The following is a 16665-nucleotide window of genomic DNA, read 5'->3' on the forward strand; positions in this document are numbered from 1 at the left end:
CCCTCGTGCCCGCAATTTTGGCGCTCACCCCCTTTCACAGCCGTCGGTCTCTTCGACGGTTTCTTTGACGCACACCGGCAGCATGCAAAATTGCCGGCTCGCCTCCCACCTGCCCCACACGCAAGCCATACACTTGTCCGGCTGCTTGAAGGTGCACCCATCCTTGGGCTCAGGAGCTTGGATCATCGCGATTCCCCCTTTCCGGTTGGCTCCGGGTATTTTCCGCCGCCGTTGCCGGATCCGACTCGCCGCACGTTCTGCGGGCAACAAAAAGACCGCCTTATGTAGGGCGGCCTGTTCGGATCTATTCGGATCTGTATGTGCTAAAGACTCCTATTTCCCTGCTCCAGCCTGTCACGCTTTGCCTCTTTGTTTCGTTTCGGCTTATCTTGCTGACTCCAGTATATAGCAGGAACGTATGTTCTCACAAATTTTGTCGCGCTTGTCCTTTTTGTCCGAATCGTAAACCTGTCATCCGCCCCCCTCGATTCCCACCTATCCATCCTTCCTTCCAGCTTCCCTCCTTGCCGTTCCCCTCACGATCTTCTCCTGCTTTACCCGGTACGATAGATCCGCGTATGAAGCCGTCCTCTCCTTCGTCTCAGGCGTCCGCCGGGTTTGCAGCGTTCAACGCTTTCCACTGCCAGGATTACGAAATATCCTCCCGCTTCTCCCCGAAAATGTCCTCCGCAAGCGTACGGACCAGCTCCCGCTTCATCTCGTGCAGACGCTGCCGCGATACCCCGATATGCCGGGCAATCTGATTCATCCGTTGTCCTTCCATCAGACAGGCGAGCACGGTTCGTTTGCGATTGTCCTGGACCCGCTCCGCCGCAGCGTCCAGCCGCGTCACTTTTGCTTCCAACTGCTTCAGGCGGCTCCAATGTTTCTCGCGCTTGTTCGCTTCGCGGTGGACCGTGTCCGCATGCCCTCCCTTTCCTTTCGGCATCGCCGCGTCCAAACCATACACGCCGGTCATCCCCGCCCCGACCTGTTCGAGCAGCCCGCGCAGCCGCTCGATTTCGCGAAGCATCCACGGATAATCCTTCAGCTCTTCTTCCACCTGCTCCATCTCTTCCGTCTTCGCCGCCGTCCGGTCCAGATCGGTCTCGTACGCTCCGCTTACGATCCTTCCGGTCTCCCACTGCGGACATGCCTCGATTTGGCCGATGGAACATTGATGCACGCGGCATATGCTCTTCGATCCCCACAAGCTGCCCGGACAACGCCCGCATACCTCTTCCCTGTAAACGTCAAGCTGCTCGACAGTCGCCTTTTTCATCGCATAAATCCCCTTTCCCGTTGCATTCATACGCTTTACGCGTCCTTTATTCCAACCCCAAAACCCAAACATACGTTCGCATGTCTATATTATGTACGCGTATCGCGTACTTTTCAACCGTTTTTCGCAAAATCTTCCTAATATATTGAAAAAAGGTGCGCGGTATGCGAATATAGAAGTGGGTTTGCAGATGGAAAATGAGAGAAGAGGAACGGAGCGTGGCCCGATGATCGGTGAGACGATCGCGCAACTGCGTAAACAAAAGCGCTGGTCCCAGCAAGCGGTGGCGACCCGGCTGCAAATTGCCAAAAGCACATACGCCGGTTACGAATCGGGATACCGCACCCCTTCTCTGGAGACGCTGAAGCAATTGGCGGAGCTGTTCCACGTCAGCCTGGACAGGCTGGTCGGTACGCAGGAGGAGACGTTCAACACTGAGAACGCGGCCGAACGAACCGAAGCAGCGCCCCCTCACCCTGCAGAAACCGGCGACCCCGGGCTGGGCATATGGTTCAAGGAGCTTCTGGAAGCCCCGGAGGAGAGACGCGACGAGCTTCGCAAAATATGGGAGATTATCAAGACGAGGGAAGCGGACCGGAAACCGGGCGATAAGCAAGGGGAATGATTCGGGTTGCTCGGGACCCGCAGGAGCTTGGACCTTGGACTGGAGCAGGCAGGAGATTCGATTACACAACCCTTTGCCCCGTACTATCCGGATTCAACACACAAATCGCCAGCGGAAAGCGGACATAAGGCGCACTTTACGGAAGTTTAGCGGACTTTCAACAATGACATGCCCTGGCAGGGCTTTTATTTTCCGCCAAAATACGAACATATATTCCCTAATATGAAAGGAGATTCCGTTATGTACCCTTACACGCCCACGCCCTTGGAGCAGTCGATCGAGCGGTTATTTCAGGCGATGGAGATCGCCGAGCCGCACCAGCTCGACCCGGAGGCGATCGCGCATCGGCTGAGCATCTGGGTTCATTATGCGCCGTTCTCAAGCCAGGCGATCGATCGCAGCGGCCTGCAGTCGATCGTGCTCGATAACCGCTTGTCGAAGCAGGAGCAATGGCAGGATTTCGGCCACGAGCTGTGTCATCTGCTGCATCATGCGGGCAATCAGCTCGCGATGGGCGAGTCGTTTATCCGGTTTCAGGAGACGAAGGCGATGAATTTCGCTTATCAGTTCTGCATCCCGACGTTCATGCTGCTCAAGACCGAGCTTCCGCGGCTCGAAGCCGAGGCCGTGACGACCATTAGCGGCACATTCGGGGTAACGCCGGAGTTTGCCAGGGAGCGTCTGAAGCGTCATTACCGTCAAGTGACGTCCAATCGTCTCGCGGAGAAGCTGACCGCCTTTTTTCATGCAGAGGAAATTGTCAAGCGGACCGAGGGAATCGACTATATCGTGCCGACCGGACGCTCGAAAATGCTGTTCTGCCGCGAACGCGGCGTGATCGGCTACATGAGGGACCGCGATGAATCCGAGTAAAGTGATTCCGGTCGTCACGACCGGGTATACGAGCAAGTTTTTCACGCTGGATCTCGACAGCGCCGACTTGTCCGGCAGCGCGCACCTGCAGCTTTGCGGTTATTCGGAAGCTTTGTTCGCCCTCCGAATGGGCGATAGAGGGCTGGATTCGCTTGGCGTAGCGCCCGGCGATTATGTGCTGTTCAGTACGACGTCCGCGCTCCGATCGTCCGGGCAGCTGTCCCTGGTCCGCCAGGAGGGCGAATATATCATTCGCGAGACATACTGGTCAGGGGACACGACCCTGCTGCGCGTCCCGGGCGACGTCTTCCCTCCACTGAACCTGCCGACCGAAAATATCCGCATCGCCGCCGCTCTCTGCGATGTGATCAAGGACAACGAGCTGGCTCCCGTTGTCCATTTTGGATAAAGCGCCTCTTGCAGTCCGCCCTGACCGGACCTTCGCCGTAGAAGCAAGCTTCCGGTGAAGGTCATCCTCATAATAATGTTCCGTTACTATTTTGTACGCCTCCGCACCGTCCCACTACAAACCCCATTCCTTCCCTCCCACAAGCAGTAGAGAATTCCGGCATACGGCAAAACACCCTTGACACCATCCGCCTATCCGGCCTACTCTTATACTTAGCCGACTAATGAACGGAAGGGGCGAAAATATCCGATGAACCCTAATATTCCGAATGACCGTGATGCAAACACGACTTCCCGAGAGCCGCGGGACCCGGGCCCGCCTGAGTCACTCACCCGAATGATGGCCAAACTGACGCGCCAGCACCAATACAACTCCCATCTGCTGCTCAAAGACCATGAGGTACATCCCGGACAGCCGCCGCTGCTGTTCCTGCTGTCCCGGCACGAGGGACTGCGGCAGAGCGAGCTGGCCGAGAGGCTTCGCATCAAGCCGGCCACCGTCACCGTCATGCTGAACCGGATGGTGAAGAACGGCCTCGTCGAGCGGCGGACCGATCCGAAGGACCAGCGCGTCTCGCGCGTTTATTTGACAGACCGGGGATGGTCTGCCGTGGAAGAGGTAAGAATCGCGCTGCAGACGAGCGAAGCGCACGTGTTCGAAGGGGTCACGCCCGAGGAGAAAATGCTGCTGCGAAGGCTGCTGCTCCATATGATCGACAACGTGACGAAGTACGAGCAATTGCTTAGCCGTCAAACTAAGGAGGAATAACCCGGCGATGCAGAAAGTCAAATGGACCCGCTACTTAAAGCCATACTGGCTCCCTGTGCTTCTGGCCCCTCTGCTTATGCTGGTCGAGGTGTACATGGACCTGCTGCAGCCGAAGCTGATGGCCGATATCGTCAATAACGGCGTGATGCAAGGCGACATCTCCTACATCCGCCAGACGGGGCTGCTCATGCTGGGCATCGCCCTGATCGGACTGGTCGGCGGGATCGGCTGCTCGATCTACTCCAGCATCGCTTCCCAGCATTTTGGAGCCGATCTGCGGAAGGACGTATTTACCAAGGTGCAGTCGTTTTCCTTTCAGAATCTGGACCGGTTCCAGGCCGGATCGCTCGTAACCCGGTTGACCAACGACATCGTGCAGATGCAAACGCTCGTGCAGATGACGCTGCGTATCCTGGTGCGCGCGCCGTTCCTCGCGATCGGGAGCTGCGTGATGGCTTATATGATCAGCCCGCGTCTCGCGCTTATTCTGGCCGTAGCCGTGCCGGTTCTGTTCGTCACCCAGTACGTGCTGATCCGCTCCTCCTTCCCGCTGTTCGCCAAAGTGCAGGCCAGGCTCGACGGCGTGAACACCGTGCTGCAGGAAAATTTGTCGGGTATCCGCGTGGTGAAGGCGTTTGTCCGCTCCGTCTATGAGAACAGCCGCTTCGGCAAGGCGAACGCCGATTTCACCGAAATCGCCATCAAAGCTTCGAGAATCGTCGCGATCAACATGCCGATCATGATGTTCATCATGAATGCGAGCATCGTCGCCGTTCTCTGGTACGGCGGGGGGCTGAACTGGGAAGGCTCGCTGCAGATCGGCGATCTGATCGCGTTTATCAACTACGTGACCCAACTGCTCTCCTCGCTGCTGATGGTCGGCATGATGATGGTGGCCGTCTCGCGCGCGAAGGCGTCCGCCGACCGGGTACGCGAAGTGCTCGAGACCGAGCCGGACATTCAGGATGCTCCGCATGCGAAGGACGGCGTCATCCGGGCCGGACGGGTCGAATTCGACCGCGTCTCCTTCGGATACGACCCGAAGCGAGGGTACGAGCTGACGGAGATCAGTTTCACCGCCGAACCGGGGCAGACGGTCGCCATTCTCGGCGCCACCGGGTCCGGCAAATCGTCGCTCGTCAGTCTGATCTCCCGGTTGTACGACGCTTCCGGGGGCAGCATCCGGATCGACGGCGCCGATATCCGCAACATCCGGCTCGGGCATCTGCGCACCAAGGTCGCCACCGTGCTGCAACAATCCATCTTATTCAGCGGGACAGTGAGAGACAATATCCGCTACGGCAAGCCGGACGCTTCCCAGGAAGAGGTCGAGGAAGCGGCGCGGGCGGCGCAGGCCCACGACTTCATCTCGCAGATGCCGGACGGGTACGATTCGATCATCGGGCAGCGCGGGGTCAATTTATCCGGCGGGCAGAAGCAGCGGGTATCGATCGCCAGAGCTCTGCTGACCCGCCCTTCCGTACTCATCCTAGACGACAGCACGAGCGCTGTCGATCTGGGAACCGAATCCCGCATCCAGCGCGCTTTGAAGGAGCTGATGAGCTCCAGCACGACGATCGTGATCGCCCAGCGGATCTCTTCGGTTATGGACGCGGACCACATCCTTGTCATGGAAGACGGGCGGATCGTCGCCCAAGGGACGCATGCCGAATTGATACGCACGAGCGCCGTTTACCAGGATATATACCAGTCCCAGCTCGGAAAGGAGGAGATGAGCCATGGCGGAATCGCCTAACCGGAATTCAGGCGCCATGGGCGCTCCGGCTTCGCCGCCGATGGGCGGACCCGGTCCGATGGGCATGGGCGGCAGCGGTCACGGAAGGGGCATGATGCCGAAAGCAAAGCCCAAAAAGCTCGGGCCGACGCTGAAGCGTCTATGGAACTACCTCGGGCGGCAGCGGGCCGGACTTGTCGCGGTTTTCATTCTAACCGCCCTCAGCTCCGGCATCGCCTTGATCGGTCCCTACCTGATCGGACGCGCCATCGACCTGTATATCATTCCGAGAGACTACGACGGACTATTATGGCTGTGCTGCTTCCTGCTCGGCGTATACGCGTTCAGCGCGGCGATGGGCTGGGTTCAGGGCTTCGTCATGGCCGGCGTCTCGCAGCGTACGGTACGAGAGCTGCGGCGGGATCTGTTTGCGAGGATGCAGAAGCTGCCGCTCCGCTTCTTCGACAGCCGGACGCACGGCGAGCTGATGAGCCGGACGACGAACGATATCGAGAACGTATCCAACTCGCTGAACCAGAGCGTCTCCCAATTAATCAACAGCCTGCTCACGGTCGTCGGTTCGCTCGCTCTGATGATCGGCCTGAACGTCTGGCTCACCTTGGTTAGCCTGGTGACGATCCCGGTCATTATGTTGGTGACGGGCCAGATCGCGAAGCGGACGCGCAAACATTTTACCGCCCAGCAGCAGCACCTCGGCGAACTGAACGGATATATCGAAGAGACGGTAACCGGTCAAAAGGTCGTCAAGTCGTTCCATCGCGAGGAGCAGGCGATCCGCCAATTCCAGTCTCACAACGAACAGCTGAGGAACGTCAGTATCCGCGCGCAGATTACGTCCGGCCTGATGGGCCCGGTCAACAACGTCGTCAACAACTTCAGCTTCGCGCTGATCGCGGCGATCGGCGGCTGGATGGCTTTGCGCGATCTGACGACGATCGGGATCGTCGTCAGCTTCCTGAACTACTCGCGCCAATTCACGCGGCCGATCAACGAGCTGGCCAACCAGTTCAATATGATCCAATCCGCCATCGCCGGCGCGGAGCGCGTATTCGAGATTATGGATGCGCCGTCCGAATACGAGGAGGAGGAACGCGGCGGAACGAAGCGGGATTGGATACGACGCGACATCCGCGGCGAGGTCCGGTTCGATAACGTCACGTTCGGCTACAGGGAGGACGTCCCCGTGCTGAAAAACGTGACGCTGATCGCGAAACCAGGCGATACGATCGCTCTCGTAGGTCCGACAGGCGCGGGGAAAACGACGATCGTCAACCTGCTCACCCGGTTTTACGATATCGATCAAGGCTCCATCACGGTTGACGGCGACCCTGTACGGCACTGGGACAAAAACCGGCTGCGTGAGCAGCTCGGCATCGTGCTCCAGGACGCCTACCTGTTCTCCGAGACGGTGCGCGAGAATATCCGGTACGGCAGGCTGGACGCCACCGACGAGCAGATCGAAGCGGCGGCCAAGCTGGCCAATGCCGACGGATTTATCCGTAAGCTGCCGAACGGCTACGACACGGTGCTGTCTGCGGAAGGCGGCAACCTGAGTCAAGGGCAGCGTCAGCTGATCACGATCGCCAGAGCGATTCTGGCCGATCCGGCGATCCTGATCCTCGACGAGGCGACGAGCAGCGTAGACACGCGAACGGAGATGCATATTCAAGAAGCGATGAAGAAGCTTATGAAGGGCCGCACCAGCTTCGTCATCGCCCACCGGCTGAGCACGATCCGCGAAGCGGACCAGATCCTCGTCATTCAGGGCGGGGAGATTATCGAGCGGGGCAATCATCAGGAGCTGCTCGATCAGCAAGGCTTCTATAACGAGCTGTACACCAGCCAGTTCAAGCGCGTCGTGTGATTGACCAAGAGAAAGAGCTTCGGCAGCAATCGCCGAAGCTCTTTAGTATCATTCCCCGCAATCAACCTATAGCCTGCATCCGGCTTAAGGACCTGAAACTTATTCCGCGCTTCCAGCCGCAGTCACGACCCGCTTCACACGGCCGACCTGCCCGTCCTGCAGCCGTACTTTGATGCCGTGAGGATGATCCGGCGATTTCGTCAAAATATCTTTGACGATTCCCCGGGTCGTTCGGCCTGTCCGCTGATCCTGCTTCAGCACAATATCGACTTCCAGTCCGGGCTTGATCCCGGCCCGTTTTGTTCCGTCTATTGCCATCACACTCGCACCGCATCCGACACTCCGATCGGGTCCTTTCTGTCGTGTCCTTACGTTATTCCGCCGTCCTGCCTGGACCGCGCAGGCGGTTTATTTGAAATATTTCGATTCGATTTTGCGTCCGGTGTAGGCCATCAGAATAAACATCGCTACGATCAGCACCAGTTTCCAGGGCTGCTTGAACAGATCGAAGAGGTCGTAGCCGACGACCGAGACCATCAGAATCATAACCCCTTTGCCAAGGGCAGTTGCCGTGATGAACGTATGGAACGGCACCTTCGAGATGCCCGATACGAGATTGACGAGAAACGACGGCGTAAACGGGAAACATGCCAATAAAAAAATAGGCATAAACCCGTGCCGCTCCAGCCAGTGAATCAGCCTCGTCGACCTCGGGCTCTTCCGCTCGATGAAGTGGCGCAGCCGGCCGCCGAAACGGCGCACGATCCAGAACACGGTGACCGCTCCGCTGAACACTCCGATCCACGATAACAAAAAACCCTCGCCCAGCCCGTATATATTCACATTGGCGATCAGAATCGCCACCAAAGGCAAAAATGGAAGGAGCGATTCAAGCCATGCCGCCAGTATGCCGGGAAACGGACCCAGCGCCTCGAACTGGTTCAGCATTCGCTGTACGTCTTCCAAAGTCACTCCAAACAGATCTAAACTTCCGCTCATCCGATTTGTTCCACCCCTGTACAATTACTACAACTATACTATCCGATAACGGGGAAATGCAAATCAGACGTCGGTCGCGTTCGAACCTGTCCCTGAGTCGGGGCAGCCGCCGGCCGCAAAGGATGCGACGGGCACGAAAAAGCCCTGCCCGGTATAGGAGCAGGGCAAGGCCATACGCTTACTGCGGACAGGGCTTGCGCTGGAGAGAATATGCATGCACTTACAACGCCAGTTTTCCTTTTCTTTCGGCCGCTTTTGCAGAGCCCGCGTCTCTCCGGCCCGCCGGCCGTAAACGGGGTGACTAACCGGGCGAAGCGACCGGGATCGGTTTTATTTTTTCTTCTCTGCAATCAATTTGTTGGCGGCTTCCTCGGCTTCGCGCAGCGCGCTGTTCATATCGCTTTTTCCCGCGATTACATTCGTCCCGGCCGTGTTCAGCTGAGGGCTCGCGAGCTTGTCAAATTCGTTCGAGTACGCAAGATCCGCAGCTTTGTGCTTGAATACGGCTTCCAGACGTTTCCCCTTCAGCTCCTCAACCGCGGTTCCGAACGATTTCACGAGGTCCGGATCGGTCAAGATCGGCATTTTCCCGGTTTTGGACAGCTCCAGCTGCCCCTCTTTCGATGTCATGAGGTGAGCGACGGCGTCCATGGCGGCTTCTTTATGCTTGCTCGATTTGGATACGACAAAATAGTACGGTTTGTAAAAGCCGGACACCTCCGGCTCTTCCTTCGATTGCGGCATCGCGGCGATATCCCAGTTCAGCGGGCTTCCGCCCTTGCGCGCGCCTTCGAGCAAACCGACCATAATGCTGAAGCTTTGCTGGAGCATGGCGAGCCTCTGCTCTTTGTAAAACGTTTCGTTCGTCAGCTTCTCGTTCCCCGGAATGCTGTTGATGTCGTTCAACAAAGTGAGCGCTTTTTTCCACGAATCGGTCTGGAACGAGGCGAGCCCGGTTTTCGGGTCGATGACGGGATACCCCCACTGCATGCCGGTCGTGTGCAGGTTGATCGTGCGCATGCCTGCGTATTGGACGCCGCCGTCCAGCCGCGTCATTCGCTTCACAAGCCCGACGAATTCGTCCACCTTCATATCGTCCGTCGGATACGGGACGCCGAACTTCTCAAACAAATCTTTATTGTAGAACAGCATCATCCGGTCCATATAAAACGGCAGGGCGTACAGCTCCCCTTTGGCGCCGATCCTTTTGCCGCCTTCGATCATCTGCGGATTGACGTTATCCAGCCCGATCCGCTTCGCTTTCACGAATTCGTTCAAATCCTGGGGGTAGTCGAACTCCAGCAGACCGGACAAGTTCGGGTAATCGGTAAAGACGATATCCGGGACATTGCCCGACGTGATCAGGTTTTGCAGCGTGCTCCCTTTCAACTGATCCAGATATTCGAACGAAATGTGCGGATACTTCTTTTGGATAGGCGCTACGATATGGTTATCGATGACTTCCTGCGAAATCACCGTGTTGAAGTTGTTGATCTTTAGGGTTACGGGTTCGGGAGGAAGCTCGGCTTTCGTTGCGGCGTTATCCGCCGTTTCTTGGCCAGCGCACCCGGACAAGATTGCGGCCAAGCAAACGACCGCGGCCGTTCCCGCCCGAATTCCTTTGGGAGTTGCCATGCAGACCCTTCTCTCTATATTATTTTTGCGCAGCGTACCAAGCGTTCACTTCCTGTGTAATCGCATCGCCGCCAAGCCTTTTCCAGTCGTACACATAATTGTCGAACTCCTCGATCGGAGCGGCTCCCGCAATGATGCGCAGAAACGTCTCGTCCCGGAGCTTGTTCAGCGCCTCGCCCCGCTCGGTCATAGTCGGAGTCGGTGTGGACGTATAACGGTTCGGCAGGAACCGGTCGTTCCGGATGATGTCGTCGATGATCGCCCCGGACCCGCCAGGACCGTTCTGGGCGTATTCGCCCCACAGCTTTTGGTCCCCGCTCAAATACTGCATGGTCCGTTCGTATACGTTGCGTCGTTCGGGGGCGAGTTGCCCGGCCTGCAAGGTGCCGTTTAGTACGGCCGCTGCCTGCCTGTAATTTTCAATATTGTTGTCCGGCAAATAGATCCGGATCGGCGCCATCGACCAGGTCGCCGACTTGTCCTCCCGGCTCGGGTTGATAAGCGTATAGAACAGTTCCTCCGACGTATTGAAATAATAAGCGTTCAGCCACAACTCCAGCATGTGAAGCAGCGCTTCGGGGTGCTTCATCCCTTTTTTCACAACCCAATAATATTTGTATATATTCAGCTGCAACGGATACAGCAACGGGTCGCCGTCCGCGGATGGAATCGCATACGCCTGCCATTCCCGGTCCGGAGTCAAGCTGGCAAGCGGATAGTTCGCAGAGCCCCGGGCCCCCGCCATCATGCCGATTTTACCGGAGCCGATGCCCTCGAATACTTTGAATGCAGGCTTGACCGTAAACTCCGGATCGATCTGCCCGGCTTGGAACAGCTCCTTCAATTGGAGCAGTCCCCGCTTCATCTCCGGCTGAATCGTACTGTAGGCGAGCTTGCCGTCCTTACCCTCGAGCCAAATGTCCCAGTAGGCATGGTAGCCGGTCAGCAGGCCGATCGCCAGTCCCAAATCGCGGTCGAGCGCGAGGCCGAACGTGTCGTGCTTGCCGTTCCCGTCCGGGTCTTTGAATGTAAACGCTTCAGATATGGCCCATACGTCATCCATCGTTTTCGGTGCAGACAGCTCCAGCTTCTCCATCCAGTCCTTGCGAATCCATAGAATAGGAGGGCTTTCCTTGGCCGTCCCGGTGAAAGGAATCGCCATCAGCCTGTCATCAATCTCAGCCGACCGGATCACCTCCGAACCGGCATCCCGAATGACCTTTTTTACAATTTCGGGAGCGTGGTTGTCGTAAACGGACGTCAGATCCTCGAGCAAACCGGCCTGGGCGAGCTGCTTGAACTGCGCCGGAGTAGCCGCAAAAAAATCGGGCAGCTCGCCGGACGAGATCATCAGATTGCTTTTCTTCACATACTCCGACTCGGGAACCGTCCAAGCGGTATTGATCTTGATGCCGAGATGACGCTCGATATAACGGGTCCAGGGGTTGTTTCTAATATCGTCGCCGCGGGCATATTTAACCGACGGAATGCTGAAGGCGACCGTAGTGAATTCAATAGGCGGATCGTACTTGGCTGGCGTCCATGCCTCCAAAAGGATCGGGATCGGACCGGGTTCAGTCGCCTTCGGCTTCTCCGCGGTATTGTCGCTGTAGTCGCAGGCCGCCACAAGCAGCATCACGGCCAATCCAATCCATATGGCCCAAGACGACCGTACCTTTCTCATCGCTATCCCCCCGTTAACTGGTAGGCTAGGCTCCGGCTACAGCAGAGACACCTGCTTCCAGCCCGTAGGACCCGTACCCGATTGCTTGACATATTGGATTCCTGTGGCTGTGTCCGTATACTCGGAGCCCGGAGGCGCGGACAGTACGCTTTCCGGCGTGCCGTTGTCCTGAATCCGGTAATAGCCGGTTGTCGCTTCCACGTTGGCGCCTTCTACGACGCCGAGCGCGTAATCGCTCAGCTTGTTGCCGAACGAGGATACATCGATGATCCGAATATCGGAAGGCTTCACCCCGCCCGCATGCGGGAAAAATTCGATGCCGTAATCTTGCGTTTTCGTCTCCTGACTGTCGAATACGCGCCCGCCCTGTACTGTCACCCGGCTCGCGCCGCGTATGACGATGCCGCCGATGGTGAGCAACTGCGCGTTATTGTATACGTTCGGGTTAATCACGTCGACGTTGGTTACCAAGCCGGCTCCGTTGTCGATAAGGATGCCGCCGCTGCCGTTTTCCTTAGAGGTATGATTCGTGACGGTTACGTGATGTCCTCCCGTAATATTGACGCCGTGCAGCTTATTGTTGCTCGTGTCCGCCCCGATGATCTGAAAATGACGGGGATACTGTCCGGGAACGTTCGTCCCTGTCAGAATGCCGTGCCCCTGGTTGTTGTGGAACTGTCCTCCGATCACCTGAACGTTAGTGGCAGGCGTACCTGCGGGAGCCGGATAACCGTCCGTCGAAATTTGCAGTCCCGCCCCCTGGTTATGGTGCGAATTGCAGTGTACGAACTGAATCCGGTCGGCCCCCGACACCCCCATGCCGGGCTGAGCTCCGAGATGTCCGGAGACGTTGCGCGCCTCGCAGCCCTCCACTCGCAGATCGCGTGTGCCGTTGGCCACATAATAGCCGGGTTTGCTGACGCCGTCCACGACACAGTTGCGGAGGACGCCGTTCGTCCCTTGCGATGTGGCGATGCCATTCGTCATCCGCTGTCTTGCCGTCAGTTGGGCCGAATCGCCGATGACCCGCACGTTGTCGACCAGTACGTCGATGCAATGGTTCAGGGCGACGATGCCCGCATTGCTCGGTCCGAATCCTTTGACAGCCTGAAACGTTAAATCCCGCACCACTACATTGCGCACCGGCTCCACCGTCGTCGAGGGCGGAGTCGTTTTGTTTACTAGCAGTGCGATATAGTCTGTCTCCAGCGAGATAACGGACGCTCCGGTCCCTTGCAGCACGATATTGTCCACTTCCGCCCGAATCGCCTGGTTAACGATGTAGGTTCCGCTCGGAATCCAGACAACGGTCGTTCCGGTCGTTCCGGACTTGACCGCTTCGATCGCCGCCTGGATGGCGCACCAATCCGTCTCGTCCGACAGCGCCTTGGCGTGAGGATACCATACTCTGGCGGCCGCCAAGGTTGCGAACGTATCGGATAACGGATGATTGTAGCCGTCTCCGAACGCCCCGAACCATTTGACATCGACCGATTCCCCGACGATCCGTTTGAATCTCGCCCCGGAAGAAGAAACGAATACCGTGCCGTTATTGTCGGCGGTTGTCGCGTCAGCCGGATCGTAGACAAACATCCCTTCCCGTCCCCGGTCCGTTACGTAATATAGACAGCTTTCGTCCGCCGAAGCAATCGTCCGAAGTTCAGCGATCGTGACCGGGACGACGGAATCTCCGGCCCAGGCCGGCCCCGGACCGTAAACGGCAGCCCTCACGCTCCCGGCTCCTGCCGATGTCGATGTCCGATTCAGCAAGCTTGCCGATAATAACCCGACGCCGGTCATGCCCATCACCGCGAGCATGCCTCTGCGATTTAACGGCTTGCTATCCGCGCTATCCGCCATACGCTGCCGCTGTCCCTTTCCATGACCGGATTGCTCGCCCGCTCCCGGCCGTTCCGTCTCCGTAACTGTGGCGCCCTCCTGCCGGCCTCCGGTTCTTCCCGATTCCGATTCCGCCGCCCCGCTCCATTCCTCCGCTTCGCCCATGTAGTCCGCCTCCTCTGCATTGGGCCGTTCCCATGCATGCTGCCTCGATGCCGAACGCCTCACGGCCTTGCACCCTATCGTAGCGAACCGGCTGGCAGACCGAAATCACCATCTGAGCATTTTATATACTTTCCTGCATACTTGTTGTCTGATAAAGCGTTTTCAATGCATAATGGAATAAGGTATGCGAAATTGCATATAGGGTTAGCCCGCACGATTTGCCATAATAGATGCGTTACCTAACGACAAGCACGGTGTCAGCAGCAGATAGCGGGATCGCAGAACGTTCAGGCTCCGGTCAGCCAACCGGCCCGTCCGAGGAGACCTGTATCCGCTCTGACCTTATTCCCGATCAAGGAGAGGCTTCCGCATGACGTTCCGTTTGCGATGGTTCCGAAATACGTTGTTCGTCAGGCTGATGATCGGCTTTTCGACCGTGATCGCGATTTCGTTCGCTTTTAACGCCTTATCGTTTCACGTATTTTCGGGAAGTATCCGTGACGAATTAATCCGCTACAACACGCTCAACCTGTCGAATACGGCGAACGGGTATGAGAAGCAGCTCGGCTTGTTAAACGATCTGCTGGACAGCTTCTACTTCAACGGAACACTGGACGGTCTGGACAACCGGAGAAGCGACGGCGGCGTCGGCTTCGAGTCGATCAACCGCGTAATCGGGCAATTCAAGGCGATTGCCGACGATTATAATCTGTATGTGAACGATGCCTTCGTCTACTACCGGGATAGCGACAGCCTCATGAACAAAACAAGCCTGCACACGTCGCAGGATATGTTTGAGAATTATTATAAATCCGAGGCTTATCCCCGCGAATTTTGGACCAGACAGTTCGAACTCGATTATTCGATGAAATTATATCCTGCGGCGACGTTCCAGACGCCGCGTCTGGATACTTCGCTGTCCGGGTCCGGGGTTTATTTCCCGCTGATCGTCAAAAGCAAGCTGTACAGCCATGCCTACATGGGCGCGATGCTGGACGCAGCCGCCATGTTCGAGCATCTGCACTTGTCGGTTAACGATAATTTCTATATCGTCGACGACGCGGGTAGTCTGTATTACCGTTCGGCCGGACTTGACCCAGACGAGCTTCCGCTGCGCTTCGGAGAAGGCGGAACGCATCCGATTCACGGCAAATACTATTTCACGCACCGCAGCGCGGCTACCGGGCTCACGTATGTCAACGTGATCCCCTTCGAGCACATATCCCGGCAAATGAACGGTTTAAGGCTTATCCTCATCGGATTCATAACGCTGTCCGTTATGATCAGCCTCGTCTTGTCCGTACCGCTCAGCAGCAAAATCCGCCGTCCGATCCAGACGATTCTGGAATCGTTGAAGCATGGGCGCGGGATGACGGCTGCAGCCGGACGAAGTAATATTCACGAGTTCATGCAGATCCGCGACGGCATCGACCGGATGTTCGATTCGATGCACCGGAAAGACTCGTTACTGCGTAAATACGGTTATCTCGACAAACTGAAGGATACGAACCTGAATCACGAAGACGTCCAGCAGTTGATCGACGGGGAACGTGCCCATTTCTTCGTAATGTTCCATATTCATTACATAAACCGGGTGCAGCCGTCGGCCGAATGGCAGCGGAAATCGACTTATGTCCTGGAGTTTGTTCATTTGACTTTTAATGAGGCTTTTCCCGATTCCGTAACCCTGCAAATCGAGAAGGATGTGATCGTCTCTATCGTGTTTCCCAAAGACGAGGGCGCCGAAACCGTCCTGTTCGAGAAGCTTCATTACTTGAAGCAAGTGTTCGATCATGACAAGCGGTACTATCATCTGACGATCGCCTTCCATCCGCAGCTGCGTCTTCCGCCGGAATTTGCCCCGGCTTGCCGGGAAGCCGGCGCCATGATCCGCAAGCGCAAGCTGAACGACGAAACGCAGATCATTACAGACCCGAGCCCGCCGGATGAGCCTCCTCCGTTCACGCCGGACGAAGAGCGCCAGTTCATGGATAGCCTGTCGGCAGGCAATGCGCGCAATATGGGAAGCCTGGTTGGCCGTTCGCTCGAAAGACTGCGGAAGCTCGATGCCGGGGAGTCGGTGTACAAGCAGTTCGCCCATACAATCGTCTCCAAGGTGCTTTTGACGCTTATGGCCAACAACATCGATACCCGGGAGCTGCATCCGGAACAATCGCCGTTCGATGAAATCGATACGTTCGTTTCCTCGGAGCAATTCGAGACGTTCCTCGAAAGCCTGCTGCGCCAAACAGCTGCCTTCCTGGAGGAGAAGCGGGCGCAAAAAGACCCGATCGTCGATTTTGTGCGCAATTTTATCGAACAACGGTATGGAGATGATCTGTACTTGGACCTGATCGCCGACAAGCTGAACATATCGCCCGGCTATTTGCGGCAATATTATAAAGAGAAAACCGGACAAAGCGTCAGCGATAGCGTCGATGGCGTCCGCATTCGCCAGGCGAAGCGTTTTCTGGCCGAGACGGACTGGAAGGTCCACGAGATCGCCGCGAAAGTCGGCTACCGCAACGCCAACTCGTTTATCCGCATGTTCCGCCGGCTGACAAATGTTACACCGGGCGAGTACCGCCGGGGGATCGCCACCGGAGACATCCGGGGCGAGCATGCAGACGCGACGGACGGACAGACGTAGAGGCAGGCGTTTCCTCGGATCAAGTACGACTTCGCCAAAACGTATGCCCCCTTGGGTCAGAACAAAATAGGAGTCTCTGGCAACCTCTATTTTCGGCCTTTTCGAAAAACGAAAGC

14 protein-coding genes are annotated in these 16665 nt (G+C 57.1%); 7 read left to right on the forward strand and 7 right to left on the reverse strand.

The annotated features are described in order from the left end of the window. Positions 1-24: 24 nt before the first annotated feature. A complete protein-coding gene (locus tag IDH45_RS00890) occupies positions 25-186 on the reverse strand; it encodes a hypothetical protein (protein WP_190923761.1) in 162 nt (53 codons plus the stop codon). A 463-nt stretch (positions 187-649) separates the two neighbouring features. Further along, positions 650-1312, reverse strand: coding sequence for a hypothetical protein (locus tag IDH45_RS00895; RefSeq protein ID WP_190923762.1), 663 nt, complete (start codon positions 1310-1312; stop codon positions 650-652). A gap of 196 nt (positions 1313-1508) precedes the next feature. On the opposite strand from IDH45_RS00895, the gene IDH45_RS00900 reads away from it, so the two are divergent. The 6 genes from IDH45_RS00900 to IDH45_RS00925 all read left to right on the forward strand — a co-directional run bounded on the left by IDH45_RS00900 (position 1509) and on the right by IDH45_RS00925 (position 7577). Further along, a complete protein-coding gene (locus tag IDH45_RS00900) occupies positions 1509-1907 on the forward strand; it encodes a helix-turn-helix domain-containing protein (RefSeq protein ID WP_190923764.1) in 399 nt (132 codons plus the stop codon). A gap of 240 nt (positions 1908-2147) precedes the next feature. After that, positions 2148-2780 carry an ImmA/IrrE family metallo-endopeptidase gene (locus IDH45_RS00905; RefSeq protein ID WP_190923766.1) on the forward strand — a complete coding sequence of 211 codons (633 nt, stop codon included), beginning with the start codon at positions 2148-2150 and terminating at the stop codon, positions 2778-2780. Beyond that, positions 2767-3189, forward strand: a complete 423-nt coding sequence (locus IDH45_RS00910; protein ID WP_190923767.1) for a hypothetical protein — start codon at positions 2767-2769, stop codon at positions 3187-3189. Before IDH45_RS00905 ends, IDH45_RS00910 begins: the two co-directional genes overlap by 14 nt. Positions 3190-3438: 249 nt before the next feature. Then, complete coding sequence (locus IDH45_RS00915; RefSeq protein WP_190923769.1) at positions 3439-3957, forward strand: MarR family winged helix-turn-helix transcriptional regulator; 519 nt, start codon at positions 3439-3441, stop codon at positions 3955-3957. Positions 3958-3964: 7 nt separating this feature from the next. Beyond that, positions 3965-5713, forward strand: a complete 1749-nt coding sequence (locus tag IDH45_RS00920) for an ABC transporter ATP-binding protein (RefSeq protein WP_190923771.1) — start codon at positions 3965-3967, stop codon at positions 5711-5713. Further along, a complete protein-coding gene (locus IDH45_RS00925) occupies positions 5697-7577 on the forward strand; it encodes an ABC transporter ATP-binding protein (protein ID WP_190923772.1) in 1881 nt (626 codons plus the stop codon). The genes IDH45_RS00920 and IDH45_RS00925 overlap by 17 nt, the downstream gene beginning before the upstream one ends. 99 nt (positions 7578-7676) lie before the next feature. Here the strand turns inward: IDH45_RS00925 and IDH45_RS00930 are convergent, their stop codons facing one another. From IDH45_RS00930 to IDH45_RS00950, 5 genes are all read right to left on the reverse strand, one after another. Further along, entirely contained in the window at positions 7677-7889 is a 213-nt protein-coding gene (locus tag IDH45_RS00930; protein ID WP_190923993.1) for a YwbE family protein, read from the reverse strand. A gap of 96 nt (positions 7890-7985) precedes the next feature. Further along, on the reverse strand, positions 7986-8576 hold the full coding sequence (locus IDH45_RS00935; RefSeq protein ID WP_190923774.1) for a TVP38/TMEM64 family protein: 591 nt from the start codon (positions 8574-8576) through the stop codon (positions 7986-7988). A gap of 330 nt (positions 8577-8906) precedes the next feature. Further along, positions 8907-10211 (reverse strand): ABC transporter substrate-binding protein, encoded by a 1305-nt coding sequence (locus IDH45_RS00940; RefSeq protein ID WP_190923776.1) that lies wholly within the window; start codon positions 10209-10211, stop codon positions 8907-8909. 19 nt (positions 10212-10230) lie between these two features. Beyond that, the gene (locus IDH45_RS00945) at positions 10231-11895 is read right to left on the reverse strand and encodes an extracellular solute-binding protein (RefSeq protein WP_190923778.1); all 1665 of its coding nucleotides are present in this window, start codon (positions 11893-11895) and stop codon (positions 10231-10233) included. Between the two features lie 36 nt (positions 11896-11931). Then, positions 11932-13899 carry a right-handed parallel beta-helix repeat-containing protein gene (locus IDH45_RS00950; RefSeq protein ID WP_190923780.1) on the reverse strand — a complete coding sequence of 656 codons (1968 nt, stop codon included), beginning with the start codon at positions 13897-13899 and terminating at the stop codon, positions 11932-11934. A gap of 370 nt (positions 13900-14269) precedes the next feature. Here IDH45_RS00950 and IDH45_RS00955 point away from each other — a divergent pair, with 370 nt between their 5' ends. After that, entirely contained in the window at positions 14270-16549 is a 2280-nt protein-coding gene (locus tag IDH45_RS00955; RefSeq protein WP_190923782.1) for a helix-turn-helix transcriptional regulator, read from the forward strand. The last annotated feature ends 116 nt before the right edge of the window (positions 16550-16665 follow it).

It is taken from the genome of Paenibacillus oceani (assembly GCF_014705615.1).
Lineage (GTDB): Bacteria > Bacillota > Bacilli > Paenibacillales > NBRC-103111 > Paenibacillus_AB > Paenibacillus_AB oceani.

Excerpts from the sequence above, each read along its gene's own strand:
- IDH45_RS00920 (WP_190923771.1), top strand. The coding sequence starts at position 3,965 with ATGCAGAAAGTCAAATGGACCCGCTACTTAAAGCCATACTGGCTCCCT.
- IDH45_RS00900 (WP_190923764.1), top strand. The coding sequence starts at position 1,509 with ATGATCGGTGAGACGATCGCGCAACTGCGTAAACAAAAGCGCTGGTCC.
- IDH45_RS00895 (WP_190923762.1), bottom strand. The coding sequence starts at position 1,312 with ATGAATGCAACGGGAAAGGGGATTTATGCGATGAAAAAGGCGACTGTC.
- IDH45_RS00915 (WP_190923769.1), top strand. The coding sequence starts at position 3,439 with ATGAACCCTAATATTCCGAATGACCGTGATGCAAACACGACTTCCCGA.
- IDH45_RS00910 (WP_190923767.1), top strand. The coding sequence starts at position 2,767 with ATGAATCCGAGTAAAGTGATTCCGGTCGTCACGACCGGGTATACGAGC.
- IDH45_RS00950 (WP_190923780.1), bottom strand. The coding sequence starts at position 13,899 with ATGGGCGAAGCGGAGGAATGGAGCGGGGCGGCGGAATCGGAATCGGGA.
- IDH45_RS00905 (WP_190923766.1), top strand. The coding sequence starts at position 2,148 with ATGTACCCTTACACGCCCACGCCCTTGGAGCAGTCGATCGAGCGGTTA.
- IDH45_RS00945 (WP_190923778.1), bottom strand. The coding sequence starts at position 11,895 with ATGAGAAAGGTACGGTCGTCTTGGGCCATATGGATTGGATTGGCCGTG.
- IDH45_RS00940 (WP_190923776.1), bottom strand. The coding sequence starts at position 10,211 with ATGGCAACTCCCAAAGGAATTCGGGCGGGAACGGCCGCGGTCGTTTGC.
- IDH45_RS00925 (WP_190923772.1), top strand. The coding sequence starts at position 5,697 with ATGGCGGAATCGCCTAACCGGAATTCAGGCGCCATGGGCGCTCCGGCT.
- IDH45_RS00955 (WP_190923782.1), top strand. The coding sequence starts at position 14,270 with ATGACGTTCCGTTTGCGATGGTTCCGAAATACGTTGTTCGTCAGGCTG.
- IDH45_RS00890 (WP_190923761.1), bottom strand. The coding sequence starts at position 186 with ATGATCCAAGCTCCTGAGCCCAAGGATGGGTGCACCTTCAAGCAGCCG.
- IDH45_RS00935 (WP_190923774.1), bottom strand. The coding sequence starts at position 8,576 with ATGAGCGGAAGTTTAGATCTGTTTGGAGTGACTTTGGAAGACGTACAG.